The organism is Nocardioides sp. NPDC058538 (assembly GCF_042719275.1).
Classification (GTDB): Bacteria; Actinomycetota; Actinomycetes; order Propionibacteriales; family Nocardioidaceae; genus Nocardioides.
The window spans coordinates 108330-121623 of sequence record NZ_JBHXNY010000003.1; the positions used below are offsets into that span (position 1 = coordinate 108330).

Consider the following 13294-nt stretch of genomic DNA (forward strand, 5'->3'; position numbering starts at 1 on the left):
CAGCAGAGGCTGAGAAGGCACCAAGTGGCGGCCGACGAAGGTCGGGAACTTCACGGGAAATAGCAACAGCCCCGGACTCCCCCACGGGTCCAGGGCTGCGCATGAAACGTTTTGCAACGTCTGCCCACAATTAAGCCACAAAGATGCACGTAAAGGCAAATCCCAAAATGTGCGTCCCAGTTAAATCTGCGTCAGATCAGTGGCGCCAGGATGACGCCGAGCCGCGGCGTGACATGGCGGACCCAGGACTCGGTCAGGTGCGAGTTGTCGTAGTAGGTGACCTTCTCCCCCACCACCAGCGGGCAACGGTCCTCGGCGCACACGAATCGCTGGGTGTCGACGTACGCCGCCTCGGTGCCTTTCAGGGCCGCCTCGGTGAGCTCGTTGCTGCTGGTCTCGCGCGAGTCCGGGTCGCTGAGGCAGGAGCTCTGGTCGGCCTCGGGGGCACTGATGCAGTCGGCGGGGTTGTGATCGACAGCGGGTACGTCGCCGAGGACGACGACCTTGCGGGAGATCTCTCGATAGGCCTTCACCGTGCTGCGCACCGCCCGCGACCACTGCTCGTCACGGTCCATCCCGTCGTACTTCTTCGGCATGAAGAGCTGGCCACGAGCCGTCGAGACGATCGTGTCGGGCTCGAGGCGCTCGAGCCGGTCCGCGGACCAGTCGCGGAAGTCGTCGCACTCGGCCTGGGTCATCTTCTTGCCGCGGTGCTGGACCGGGTAGGGGGCGCAGCCGACCTTCACGACCGGCACGACCCGGAAGCCGTTCTCCTTGCCGAGGTCGTCGAAGGCGGTCAGCCACATCCCTGCGTGGGAGTCGCCGACGACGGCGACCGTCTTCTTCGCGTCGGTGTCGCCGAGGGCGCAGTCGGCACCGCGGGTGTCTCCGTAGTTGGCGTAGCAGTCGCCGTACGTCTTCTGCCACCGGTCCTCGATGATCTCCTCGCCGAGCACGGCCGGCGGGATCGGGCCGCCGCGGTCGGCGATGTGGAGGGCGGCGCGGAGCTCGCGCTGCACCTGCGGCGGGCCGCCGGTCTCGGCGGCGGTGTCGGGGACCTCGTTGGCCGCGAACCACGCCTGCGCCTCGGCGACCCGCTCCTTCTCCGCGTACGCGGCATAGCCGGTCGTCAGCCAGCCGCTGCCGACCGCCAGCACGAGCGCTGCCGGCCACAGGGCCAGCGAGCGCAGCCCGTGGGAGAGCACGGGCACCTGCTTGCGCTGGAACGGGAGCTCGATGAAGCGGTGGCTCAACGCGGAGAGGAGAAGCGCGGCGGCGACCGCGACCGTCATCTCGAGGGCGGTGTTGCCGAGATGCAGGCTCCCCAGATTCAGGTGGGCAGGCGCGAGCACGATCAGCGGCCAGTGCCACAGGTAGAGGGAGTAGGAGATGTCGCCGACGTAGCGCAGCGGGCGGATCGCGAGCAGCCTCGCGGTCGGGGCGTTGGCGCCGGAGGCGAGCAGCGCGACCGTGCCGAGGGTGGGCACCAGCGCCTGCCAGCCGGGGAACGGGGTGGCCTCGCTGAACGCGACCGTGGAGACGAGGATCGCCGCGGCTCCGCCGAGTCCGGCGGCGACGCTGGCGGCTCCCTTGAGCCGGCCGCCCCAGCACGCCAGCAGCGCGCCGGCGGCGAGCTCGTAGGCGCGGGCCGGGGTGGAGAAGTAGGCGGCGGTCGGGTTCTCGCCGGTGGCATGGACAGACCAGGCCAGGCTCGCGAGCGCGATCACCGCGGCGACGATCGTGAAGCCCTTGCGCCCGAGCTTGGGGATGAGCAGGAGCGCCAGCACCGGCCAGACGAGGTAGAACTGCTCCTCCACCGAGAGCGACCAGTAGTGCTGGAAGGGCGACGGCTCGCTGGGCTGGAAGTACTGCACCCCCTCGGCCGCGAAGTGAACGTTGGCCAGGAAGAACGCCGCCCAGGTGCCGTCAGCGGCCGCGTCGGTGAGCCGGGTGGTGGGCAGCTGCCAGGCGGCGTACGCCAGGACGACCAGGATCACGAGCGTGGCTGCCGGCAGGATCCGGCGGGCGCGGCGCGCGTAGAACTGCGGGATGCTGACCGTGCCTGATGTGTCGGCCTCGCGCAGCAGCAGGGTGGTGATCAGGAAGCCGGAGAGGACGAAGAAGACGTCGACGCCGACGAACCCGCCCTCGGTGTGCGGTACGCCCGCGTGGGCAGCGACGACCAGGCCTACGGCAACGGCCCGGAGACCTTGGACATCTGTCCGCCATTGCTTGGCTGACATGTGGGGTGCACCTCGTGTGGGGGTTCGGCTGCTTCCATTGCTGGGTCCGTGTCGCGGAGGTGCGCGAAACGGCCCTCGATGCTTTCACGGACATGGTGTGTTCGCATATCGAGGGTCGCCGGTCGACCTGTTCTTTTGGTGTCAGCCTCCGAAGTAGGACATCACGTGCTTGATCCGGGTGTAGTCCTCGAACCCGTAGACGGAGAGGTCCTTGCCGTAGCCGGAGTGCTTGAAGCCGCCGTGGGGCATCTCGGAGATGTAGGGGATGTGGGTGTTGATCCACACCACGCCGAAGTCGAGGCGCTTGCTGACCCGCAAGGCGGTGGCGTGGTCCTTGGTCCACACGCTCGACCCGAGGCCGTAGTCGACATCGTTGGCACATCTGAGCGCCTCGGCCTCGTCGGCGAACCGCTGCACGGTGATCACCGGGCCGAAGATCTCGTGCTGGATCTGCTCGTCGTCCTGGCGCAGGCCGGCCAGGACCGTGGGCTGATAGAAGTAGCCGTTCTCGCCGCCAACGACTCGTGCCGGCGCGCCACCGGCCGCGATCGTGGCGTGGCCCGGGAGGCGGTCGACCATGCCCGCGACCCGGGCGAGCTGGCCGGGGTTGTTGAGCGCGCCGACATCTGTGTTGTCGGCGGGGAGGCCGACAGTGGTGTTGCGGGCCGCCTCGGCGAGCGCCGCGACGAACTCGTCGTGGATGCCCTCCTGCACCAGCACCCGGGTCGCGGCCGTGCAGTCCTGGCCGGCGTTGAAGTAGCCCGCCGCGGCGATACCGGCCACCGCCGTGTCGATGTCGGCGTCGTCGAAGACGATGACCGGCGCCTTGCCGCCGAGCTCGAGGTGGACGCGCTTGACGTCCTGCGCCGCGGTCGCGGCGACCTCCATGCCGGCGCGCACCGAACCGGTGATGGCGACCATCTGGGGCGTCTTGTGCCGGATCAGCGCCCGGCCGGTGTCGCGGTCGCCGGTGACGAGGTTGAGCACGCCCGGCGGCAGGAACTCCTGGGCGATCTCGGCCAGCAGCGCGGAGCTGGCCGGGGTGGTGTCGGAGGGCTTGAGGACGACCGTGTTGCCGGCGGCCAGGGCCGGGGCGATCTTCCAGGACATCATCGCGAGCGGGTAGTTCCATGGCGTGACCTGCCCGATCACGCCGATCGGCTCACGACGGATCCAGGAGGTGTGGTCCGGTAGATATTCGCCTGCGCTCTTCCCCTCCAGGGTCCGGGCGGCGCCCGCGAAGAAGCGGAAGTGGTCGATCGTCGGCGGCAGCTCCTCCTCCAGGGTCAGCTGAAACGGCTTGCCGGTGTCCTTGACCTCCACTGCGGTCAGCTCCTCGGCCCGGGCCTCCATCGCGTCGGCGATCCGGAGCAGAGCCAGGCTGCGCTCCTGGGGCGTGGTCTCGCCCCAGGTCTCGAAGGCCGCTGCGGCCGCGGCGTACGCCTGGTCGACGTCGGCCTCCCCCGACATCGCGGCCTGCGCGTAGATCTCGCCGGTGGCGGGGTCGACGACGTCGTACGTCGCGGCGTCAGCGGCCTCGCGCAGCTCGCCGCCGATCACGTTCCTGAAGGTCTGGTCAGCCATGCGGTAGAGACTAACTCCTTCCCGTAACAGGGATGTCACAACTGAATCCGAAGTGAAAATTGCGCTTTGAAACGGATTCGCTTGCGAAAGCGAGATGCGTTGGGTGACCATTGAGTCATGACCGGCAACTACGAGCAGCTGCAGCGCGACGCCAAGGACCATCTCTGGATGCACTTCACGCGGCATTCGAGCTACGCAGAGGCCGACGTGCCGATCATCGCCAGGGGTGAGGGCGCCTACATCTACGACATCGAGGGCAACCGCTACCTCGACGGTCTCGCGGGGCTCTTCGTCTCCCAGGTCGGCCACGGGCGCGCGGAGCTCGCCGACGCGGGCGCGGAGCAGGCCAAGCAGCTGGCCTTCCATCCGCTGTGGTCCTACGCGCACGAGCCGGCGATCGAGCTCGCCGCCCGGCTGGCCTCGCTCGCCCCCGGCGACCTGAACCGGGTCTTCTTCACCAACTCCGGCTCCGAGGCCGTCGAGACCGCGTGGAAACTCGCCAAGAACTACTTCAAGCTCAAGGGAAAGCCTGGCAAGCACAAGGTGATCGGGCGCAACATCGCCTACCACGGCACCACGCACGGGGCGCTGTCGATCACCGGTCTGGCCGACATCAAGGCGCCGTTCGAGCCGCTGGTCCCCTCGACCTTCCGGGTGCCGAACACCAACATCTACCGGGCCTCCGAGATCACCGGCGGGCTGATGGACGGGAGCGATCCAGAGGCGTTCGGCCGCTGGTGCGCCGACCAGATCGAGTTCGTGATCCAGGCCGAGGGCCCGGACACGGTTGCCGCGGTCTTCCTGGAGCCGGTGCAGAACTCGGGCGGCTGCTTTCCGCCTCCCCCGGGCTACTTCCAGCGGGTGCGGGAGATCTGCGACGAGCACGACGTGCTCCTCGTCTCCGACGAGGTCATCTGCGCCTACGGGCGGCTGGGCACGATGTTCGGCTGCGAGCGGTTCGGCTACGTCCCCGACATGATCACCTCCGCCAAGGGACTGACCTCGGGCTACGCGCCACTGGGCGCCACGATCATCTCCGACCGGCTGATGGAGCCGTTCCTGACCGGTGAGGAGACCTTCTACCACGGCTACACCTTCGGCGGTCACCCCGTCTCCACCGCGGTGGCGATGGCCAATCTCGACCTCTTCGAGGCTGAGGATCTGCTCGGCAACGTACGCCGCAACGAGGACGCCTTCCTGGCCACGCTGTCGAAGCTGAAGGACCTGCCGGTCGTCGGCGACGTACGCGGTACCGGCTACTTCTACGGCATCGAGCTGGTCAAGGACCGGGCGACCAAGGAGACCTTCACCGAGGAGGAGTGTGAGCGGATCCTCTACGGGTACGTCTCCAAGGCGCTGTGGTCCGAGGGCCTCTACTGCCGCGCCGACGACCGCGGCGAGCCGGTCATCCAGCTCTCCCCGCCGCTCACCGTGGGCCAGGCCGAGTTCGACGAGATGGAGCAGATCCTGCGCCGGGTGCTGGAGAAGGCCTCGACGATGCTCTGAGGCCGGTCAGTGCTGGATCCGGGGCCACGGCGACTGCTCCTCGAGGGCATAGGCGAGCTCGAGGAGCGTCCGCTCGTCGCCGTATGCCGCCGAGAGCTGGACCCCGATCGGCAGCCCCTCCTCGCTGAGCCCCATCGGCAGCGAGATCGCCGGCGCACCGGTGATGTTCTGCAACGGCGTGAACGCGACGTGGCGGAGGAGCCGGTCGACGAGGTCCTCGAACGGCACGTTCGGGGAGAGATGACCCAGCGGCGGGGTGACGCCGGCGACGACCGGGCACAGGACCACGTCGTGGTGGTCGAAGACGGAGGCGTACGCCGCTGCGGCCCGCCGCAGGCGGAGCAGCGCCGCGGGTGTCTGGCGCCAGCCTCCGGCGGTGAAGGCGCGACGCAGGCCGTCGGTGAGGCCGTCGAGGCGGCCGGTGTCGAGCGTACGGTCGATGGTCAGGCGGCCCAGGTTGCCGGCGAGGAAGGCGAGCAGGCCCCAGTAGCTGAGAAAGTCGTCGCCGAAGCGCGCGTCGACGGGGATCGGGACCGGCTCGACGCTGTGGCCCTGCTCCTCCAGCAGGGTCGCGGTGCGTTCCACGGCCGCCTTGGTCGGTGTGTCCACGACGGCGTCGGTCACCGACTCCATGATCAACGCGACCCGGAGCCGGCGCCGCGCGGGGCCCTCGACGAGTCCTAGGGGCGGCAGCGCCGGATTGCGCCAGTGCCGCTCGAGCGCGGCGTGGAAGGTCGCGGTGTCGCGGACCGTACGTGTCACCACCCCTTCGCTGACCATGTTGATCGGGAGGGTACGGGCCATCTCGCCGTCGATGTGCCGGCCGCGGCTGGGCTTGAGGCCGACCAGTCCGGCGGCCGCGGCCGGGATACGGATGGATCCGCCGCCGTCGTTGGCGTGCGCGATCGGCACGGCTCCGGCGGCGACCAGCGCCGCTGCCCCGCCGGAGGATGCCCCGACGGAGTGGCGCGTGTTCCAGGGGTTGGGAGTCGGCGGCCCGCTTCGGAACTCGGTGGTCGCGTTCAGTCCGAACTCGGGCATCCGGCTCTTGCCCAGCACCGTCACCCCGGCGCTGAGGAATTGGGTCGTGTAGCGCCCGTCGTGTGCGGCCGGACGCGCCCGGAACGCCTCCGACCCGTGGTTCGTCGGCATCCCGAGCAGGTCGGTGTTGTCCTTGAGCAGGGTCGGCACACCATGGAGCAGACCGGTGTCGGCCCCCGCGCGACGGGGCGCGTCGTAGGCCTCGTACGCCAGCGCGTGCAGCCCCGGGGTCACCTGTCGCAGCCTGCTGACCGCCGCCGCCTCGACCTCTTCTGCGCTCAGCTCGCCGGCGCGGACGAGACGGGCGAGCTCGACGGCGTCATGGTCGGCGAGGACGTCGTCGGTGAAGGCGTGGACGCGGGTGGGTGCGGTCATGTCGGACAGCGTGCTGGATCGGCTCCTAAAAGTCTAGAAGATCTTCCACACTTCTCGCCGGCTCGCGTGAAACACTCTGCCCATGAAGCGACGGCACGGTGACAGCGCCAGGCAGCGACGCGACGCCCTCGTCCGCGCCACGATCGAGGTGGCCGCCGAGAAGGGCATGGCCGGGGTCTCCCATCGGGCCGTGACCGAGCGCGCCGGGCTGCCGCTGGCCACCGTCGGCTACTTCTTCGACTCGATCACGGACCTGGCGGCCGAAGCGATGCGCACGGGCGTGGCCGAGGACGTCGCCCGGCTGCGTACGCTCGCCGACGAGCTCGCCGCGACGGAGTCCGGCACCGACGCGATGGCCGAGGCGTTCGCCGCGGCGCTGATGTCCCCGCCGGCCGACTCGCTCGCCTTCCTCGAGGGGTTGCTCCACGCCGCCCGCGAGCCGCAGTTCCGCCCGGTGGTGGCCGAGGCGCTCACCGCCGGCCGTGCCGTCGCGGACCGCGCGGCGACCGTGGCGGGCGCGACCCGGACCGACCCCGACTCCCTGCTCGCCCTCGTGCACGGCTACCTGCTGCACGCCCTCGCGGCGCCCGACCTCGTCGACGCCGACGCCCTGCTCCGTGGGCTCCGTGCGCTCGTCATCGGCACCCTGGTCGAGAGCGGCGAGGTCTCCCTCGCCCTCCGCCTCGCCGGCCGCGGCTCAGCCGACGACGCGTACCTCGCTACCTAGGACCGCCCCGTCCTGCAGGGTCAGGTGGTCGCCGGACCAGAAGCGACCCGGGTCGTAGTAGTTGGTCGGACGCTCGTCGTCGAGCAGGCCCATCTCCTGGTAGGTGGCAGCCACGACCTCGGCACAGAAGACCTGCTCGAGACCGGCCTTCGAACGCACCCTCCCCCGCGCCCAGCGTCCGGCCAGGGCAGCGGTCGAGGGGAACGGGGTGCCGTCGAGCCGGGCGATCGTCCGCAGCAGCGCGTCCTCGCGCGGGCGGTCGATGTCGGCGGTCAGCTGGCGCAGCCAGACCTGCTGCTCGTAGCGCCCTGCCCACTGCTCGACCGCGGCACGCAGATCGTGGAGCTGTACGCCACGGTGGTGGGTGCCGGTGTAGAGATCGAGCAGCCCCTTGCCGAGCTCGGCGTGCCACATCAGCGGCGGCAGGTCATCGAGCACCACCGCCATCCCGACATGGTTGACCGGGGCGTTGCTGAGCATCCGGATCGCACGGTCGGCGACCGAACGCCCGCGGAAGAGCCACAGATCACCGGTCCGGGTCTGGTCCACGGCGTCGGCAAGGGAGATAGTGGTGTCATCAGACATCGTTTGCAGGGGGTCCTATGAGTTTCGGCAGTGCACGCGTGTGGAAGATCGTGGGAATGGCCGGCCTGGCCGGGGTCACCGCGACAGGCGTCATCATCGCGCGCAACCATCGCCAGCGTACGCAGCGCACGCCGGAGGAGATCCATGCGAAGCTCCGCGAGCGGGTCGCGGCCGCGCAGGACGCTGCCTGAGCCGGATCAGGGGCCGGGTCAGGAGTCGAAGCCGAGCCCGAGGCGGTCCATCGCCCGCAGGAACAGGTCGCGGCGACCGCCGTTGGCGTCGGCCTTGCCGAGCGAGCGGACCATCATCGAGATGCCGGCGTACCGGGCAGGCTCGGGAGGGAACGGCAGCGGCTTGGAGCGCACCATCTCCAGCGACGTACGTTCCGTCTGCTCGCCGCTGAGGTGGTCGAGCATCACCTGGGCGCCGAAGCGGGTGGCTCCGACGCCGAGACCGGTATAGCCGAGAGCGTAGGCCACGCGGCCGGCGTACGCCTTGCCGAAGAATGCCGAGAAGCGGGTGCAGGTGTCGATGATGCCGGCCCAGCGGTGGGTGAAGCGGAGGCCCTCGAGCTGCGGGAAGGTCTCGAAGAAATGGCCGGCGAGCTTGTCGTGGGTGGCGCCGGTCTCCAGCTCCGGTGAGATCTTCGATCCGAAGTGGTAGATCGCGTCGTAGCCGCCCCACAGGATCCGGTTGTCCCTGGTCAGGCGGTAGTAGTGGAAGTGGTTGGCGGAGTCGCTGACACCCTGCCGGTTCGCCCAGCCGATGGCGTCCATCTGCGCAGTGGAGAGCGGCTCGGTCATGAGTACGTAGTCGTAGACCGGCACGGTCATCATCCGCAGCCGCCGCAGCAGCGGCGGGAAGGCGTTGGTGGCCAGCGCCACCCTCCCGGCCCGGACCGACCCCGCGATCGTCGTGACCCGCATCCCCGAACCGTCACGCTCGAGACCTGTGACCGCGGAGCCCTCGTGGATCACCACCCCGGCGTCCACACAGGCCTGCCGCAATCCCCAGGCCAGCCGCGCCGGCTCGATCGTGGCCGTGTCGCCGACCACCTCCAAGCCACCGAGGTAGGTCGGCGAGCGGAGCTCGTCCCGCACGCCGGTCTTGTCCAGCAGGCGGTGCTTGATGCCGTGCTCGGTCAGCGCGGTCGACCACTCGCCGAGGTCGTCGACCTCGTGCGGGCGGGTGGCGACGTTCAGCGCACCGGTGAGCTGCCAGTCGCAGTCGATGCCGCGCTCCTGGACAGTCGCCGCCATCTCGTCGAGATTCTGCTGGCCGAGCCGGTCCAGTGTCGCGAGCTCGTCGGGCCAGCGCTCCAGACCGTTCCAGAAGCCATGGGTCAACGACGCCTCGGCGAAGCCGCCGTTGCGGCCCGATGCCTGGTCCCCGCACTGGCCGGCCTCCAGCAGCACCACCGACCACGACGGAAACCGCTCGCGGGCGAGCAGTGCCGTCCACAGCCCCGAGTAGCCGCCTCCGACGACCACCAGATCCGCCGACTCCACCCCGAGCAGAGGCGGCAGCGGCGCTGGCTTCGCAGGGTCGTCCAGCCAGTAGACGGCGGGCTTCGCATCGGTCAGCGAGACATGGTTCACGACGCCCACTATGACAACTTCAGAGCCCTTCAGCCACACACAATGTACGGAATCATGGAAATTGTTCGTTACACACGACGGATTTCGTTGCATCTGGTCACGGCAAACAGGTTGACTGGGCGCCATGACCACTCGCAAGCGCAACGGGGGCGCTCACCTCGACGAGGTCAACAAGCTGATCATCGAGCAGCTCCAGCAGGACGGGCGGCGCAGCTATGCCGCGATCGGCAAGGAGGTCGGCCTGAGCGAGGCCGCGGTGCGACAGCGCGTGCAGCGCCTGGTCGACAGCGGCGTCATGCAGGTCGTCGCCGTCACCGACCCGCTCGAGCTCGGCTTCGCGCGGCAGGCCATGATCGGCGTACGCACCTCCGGACCGATCGAGGGGATCGCCGACGAGCTCGGCAAGCTCGACGAGGTCGACTACATCGTCATCACCGCCGGCTCCTACGACCTGCTCGTGGAGGTCGTCGCCGAGAGCGACGAGGCCCTTCTCAACCTCGTCTCCAGCAAGATCCGCGCCATCGAGGGCGTGGTGAGCACCGAGACGTTCATGTACCTCCACCTGCACAAGCAGACGTACGCCTGGGGCGTCAGGTGAGCGGCGGTTACCCCGAGATCAGCCTGTGGCACGAGACCGCCGGCGGCTCCTGGGAGCCGCGCCCGGCGCTGATGGGCGATGTCGAGGTCGATGTCGCGATCGTGGGTGCGGGCTACACCGGCCTGTGGACGGCCTACTACCTGGCCGAGGCGAGGCCCGACCTGAAGATCGCTGTCCTCGAGGCCGAGGTCGCCGGGTTCGGGGCCTCGGGCCGCAACGGCGGCTGGTGCTCGGCGCTCTTCCCCGCCTCGCTCGACAAGGTGTCCGCGGGCTCGAGCCGGGAGGCCGCTCTCGCCCAGGACCGGGCGATGCGGGCGACCGTCGACGAGGTCATCCGGGTCGCCGAGGCCGAGAACATCGAGGCCGACATCGCCAAGGGCGGCACCGTCGTCGTGGCCCGTACGCCCGCCCAGCTCGAGCGCGCCCGCGAGGAGGTCGAGCACGCCCGCTCCTGGGGTCTCGGTGACGCCGAGATCTCCCTGCTGGGCCAGGCCGCCGCCGAGAAGCGGCTCGCCGCGACCAACACCCTCGGGGCGACCTACACCCCCGACTGCGCCGCGCTTCATCCCGCCAAGCTCGTCCGCGGCCTGGCCCGCGCCGTCGAGGCCCGCGGCGTCACGATCTACGAGCAGACCCGGGTCACGTCGATCGGTGCGCACCAGGTGCGCACGGAGAGCGACGTGGTCACCGCCGACGTCGTCGTACGCGCCACCGAGGGCTACACCCCGACGCTGGCCGGCCTCGAGCGCGAGGTCATCCCGGTGCGCTCCCTGATCATCGCCACCGAACCGCTCTCGGACCTGGTCTGGTCGAACATCGGCCTGGCGGAGCGCGAGACGTTCTCCGACGGCCGCCACCTGCTGATCTACGGGCAGCGCACCGCGGACGACCGGCTCGTCTTCGGCGGACGCGGCGCTCCGTACTCCTTCGGGTCGAAGATCAGCCACGGAGATGCCTCCGACCTGCGCACCCACCGCCGCCTGCAGGAGACCCTTATCGAGATGTTCCCGGCCGTACGCGGCCACAAGGTCACCCACCGATGGGGCGGCGTGCTCGGCATCCCGCGCGACTGGCACGCCTCGGTCGGCTACGACCCCGCGAGCGGCCTCGCGCACGCCGGCGGGTATGTCGGCGACGGCGTCGCGACCACCAACCTGGCCGGACGTACGCTGCGCGACCTGGTCCTCGGCACCGAGTCCGATCTCACCGCCCTCCCCTGGGTCGGTCACGTCTCACCGCGCTGGGAGCCGGAGCCGCTGCGCTGGCTCGGCGTCAACGCCGGCCTGCGCGCGATGACCATGGCCGACGCCGAGGAGACCGCCACCGGCAAGGGCTCGCTGGTCGCCCGGGCCGTCGCTCCGCTAGTCGGCGGCCACTGACCCGACCCGAATAAACCTGTTGCGTACGCCGGTCGCGGTCCTCCACCATGGACCCGACCGGCGTTCTCGTCCACGAGGCGCACCTGAGCGAGAGGAGCAGACCCATGACTGTGTCCGTCCTGTGCCTGCCCACAGACCACACCTCTCGTATCAGGAGCACCCGAAGTGACTCAGGAGAACCTCTCCGCTGATCCTCTCCAGAGGATCGACCCGAATTTCGTCTTCGACTTCCAGGCGTACGACGACCTGGACGACGGACAACGCTGGTCCACCTGGCTCTCCGTGGAGCCGCTCTCCCGTGGACCGGAGCCGCGCCCGGACTGGGTGGTGACCTCTCAGGGCGCCATCGACACCGAGCTCGGCATCCTCAAGACCGGCAAGGAGGCCGACGCCTTCCTGGTCGTACGGGCCGACCCGCTCTTCCCGGAGCAGGAGGCCCTGATGGTCGCCAAGCGCTACCGCGACAGCGACCACCGCACCTTCCATCGGGCCGCGAGCTATACCGAGGGCCGCTCGGTCAAGCGCTCCCGTGACGAGCGCGCACTGAAGAAGGGCTCGACCTTCGGCCGCGAAGTCGCCAAGGCCGAGTGGGCCAACGCCGAGTGGAACGCGCTCGTACGCTGCTGGAATCTCGGCCTCCCGGTCCCCTATCCGGTGCAGATCGACGGGACCGAGATCCTGATGGAGTGGATCGCGGTCGACGACGGCAGCGGGGAGCTCGAGACGGCGCCGCGGCTCGCCCAGACCCGGCCGGAGCGTCATGTGCTGGAGATGTGGTGGGACGGGCTCGTCGACGCGCTGGCCACGATGGTGCAGGCGGGCCTGGTCCACGGCGACCTCTCGCCCTACAACATCCTGGCCCAGCAGGACCGGCTCGTGATCATCGATCTCCCTCAGATCATCGACCTGGTCGGCAACCCGCTGGGCTTCGACTTCCTGCTCCGCGACATCACCAACGTCGCGAAGTGGTTCCAGGCCCGAGGCCTGGAGGTCGACGAGCAGGAGGTCTACGCCGACCTGATGGCGCACGCCTTCTGAGCTCTAGCGGGCCAGGCCGCGCAGCAGGGTGGCGACGACGTCCTCCAGCATCTGCTGGGACTGCTCGGGCGTCACGAAACCGGAGCCGACGAAGGTGGCCAGGCCCTGAATGGCGGCCAGAACGGTGACCCCGATGACCTCGGGGTCACCGTCGACGACCTCACCACGGGCCTGGCCGTCGGTGAGTAGGGCGGTGGGGTGGGCGAAGGCGGCGGCGACGGCCTCGGCGATCTCGGCGCCGGAGGTCTCGCTGTGCTTGCGCGCGAACATCACCGAGAGCAGCGCCGGGTTGTCGGTGGCGAAGTCGAGGTAGGCCGAGGCGAAGGCCACCAGGTCGTCGGTCAGCGAGCCGCGGGTGGCCAACGCGGCGTCCATCACCTCGCCCAGCCGCCGGAATCCGGCGACCGCGAGCGCGTCGAAGAGCGCGTTCTTGTCACGGAAGTGGGCGCTCGGCGCGGCGTGGCTCACGCCCAGATCGCGGGCGATGCCGCGCAGCGAGAGCGCGTCGGTGCCCGACTCGCGCAGCACCTCCTCCGCACGGCGGAGCACCGCGGCACGCAGGTCGCCGTGGTGGTAGCGGGTCATCGTCTCGGTCATCAGGCACACCTTATCGAGATTTC

The 13294-nt window shown here is 69.7% G+C and carries 12 protein-coding genes; 6 read left to right on the top strand and 6 right to left on the bottom strand.

Annotated elements, in window-relative coordinates; genetic code table 11:
• Positions 1-191 precede the first annotated feature (191 nt).
• Both ACFWQC_RS03940 and ACFWQC_RS03945 read right to left on the bottom strand, forming a co-directional pair.
• Complete coding sequence (locus ACFWQC_RS03940) at positions 192-2243, bottom strand: acyltransferase family protein (protein WP_378673369.1); 2052 nt, start codon at positions 2241-2243, stop codon at positions 192-194.
• 141 nt (positions 2244-2384) lie between these two features.
• Entirely contained in the window at positions 2385-3827 is a 1443-nt protein-coding gene (locus ACFWQC_RS03945; protein WP_378673372.1) for a gamma-aminobutyraldehyde dehydrogenase, read from the bottom strand.
• Positions 3828-3944: 117 nt separating this feature from the next.
• Between ACFWQC_RS03945 and ACFWQC_RS03950 the strand changes: the two genes are divergently transcribed.
• Complete coding sequence (locus tag ACFWQC_RS03950; RefSeq protein ID WP_378673375.1) at positions 3945-5333, top strand: aspartate aminotransferase family protein; 1389 nt, start codon at positions 3945-3947, stop codon at positions 5331-5333.
• A gap of 6 nt (positions 5334-5339) precedes the next feature.
• On the opposite strand, the gene ACFWQC_RS03955 is transcribed toward ACFWQC_RS03950, so the two are convergent.
• Entirely contained in the window at positions 5340-6749 is a 1410-nt protein-coding gene (locus tag ACFWQC_RS03955) for an amidase (RefSeq protein WP_378673378.1), read from the bottom strand.
• Between the two features lie 82 nt (positions 6750-6831).
• Between ACFWQC_RS03955 and ACFWQC_RS03960 the strand changes: the two genes are divergently transcribed.
• Positions 6832-7476 (top strand): TetR/AcrR family transcriptional regulator, encoded by a 645-nt coding sequence (locus tag ACFWQC_RS03960; protein ID WP_378673380.1) that lies wholly within the window; start codon positions 6832-6834, stop codon positions 7474-7476.
• On the opposite strand, the gene ACFWQC_RS03965 is transcribed toward ACFWQC_RS03960, so the two are convergent.
• Complete coding sequence (locus tag ACFWQC_RS03965; RefSeq protein WP_091049772.1) at positions 7447-8061, bottom strand: hypothetical protein; 615 nt, start codon at positions 8059-8061, stop codon at positions 7447-7449. The genes ACFWQC_RS03960 and ACFWQC_RS03965 overlap by 30 nt on opposite strands.
• A gap of 17 nt (positions 8062-8078) precedes the next feature.
• Here ACFWQC_RS03965 and ACFWQC_RS03970 point away from each other — a divergent pair, with 17 nt between their 5' ends.
• On the top strand, positions 8079-8252 hold the full coding sequence (locus ACFWQC_RS03970) for a hypothetical protein (protein WP_355018038.1): 174 nt from the start codon (positions 8079-8081) through the stop codon (positions 8250-8252).
• 18 nt (positions 8253-8270) lie between these two features.
• Here the strand turns inward: ACFWQC_RS03970 and ACFWQC_RS03975 are convergent, their stop codons facing one another.
• Complete coding sequence (locus ACFWQC_RS03975) at positions 8271-9659, bottom strand: NAD(P)/FAD-dependent oxidoreductase (RefSeq protein ID WP_378673384.1); 1389 nt, start codon at positions 9657-9659, stop codon at positions 8271-8273.
• Positions 9660-9783: 124 nt separating this feature from the next.
• Here ACFWQC_RS03975 and ACFWQC_RS03980 point away from each other — a divergent pair, with 124 nt between their 5' ends.
• The 3 genes from ACFWQC_RS03980 to ACFWQC_RS03990 all read left to right on the top strand — a co-directional run bounded on the left by ACFWQC_RS03980 (position 9784) and on the right by ACFWQC_RS03990 (position 12674).
• On the top strand, positions 9784-10257 hold the full coding sequence (locus ACFWQC_RS03980) for an Lrp/AsnC family transcriptional regulator (protein WP_008363265.1): 474 nt from the start codon (positions 9784-9786) through the stop codon (positions 10255-10257).
• The gene (locus ACFWQC_RS03985; RefSeq protein ID WP_378673387.1) at positions 10254-11636 is read left to right on the top strand and encodes an NAD(P)/FAD-dependent oxidoreductase; all 1383 of its coding nucleotides are present in this window, start codon (positions 10254-10256) and stop codon (positions 11634-11636) included. Before ACFWQC_RS03980 ends, ACFWQC_RS03985 begins: the two co-directional genes overlap by 4 nt.
• Positions 11637-11801: 165 nt before the next feature.
• The gene (locus tag ACFWQC_RS03990; protein WP_378673390.1) at positions 11802-12674 is read left to right on the top strand and encodes a serine protein kinase RIO; all 873 of its coding nucleotides are present in this window, start codon (positions 11802-11804) and stop codon (positions 12672-12674) included.
• A gap of 3 nt (positions 12675-12677) precedes the next feature.
• On the opposite strand, the gene ACFWQC_RS03995 is transcribed toward ACFWQC_RS03990, so the two are convergent.
• The gene (locus ACFWQC_RS03995) at positions 12678-13271 is read right to left on the bottom strand and encodes a TetR/AcrR family transcriptional regulator (protein WP_378673393.1); all 594 of its coding nucleotides are present in this window, start codon (positions 13269-13271) and stop codon (positions 12678-12680) included.
• Positions 13272-13294: the final 23 nt, after the last annotated feature.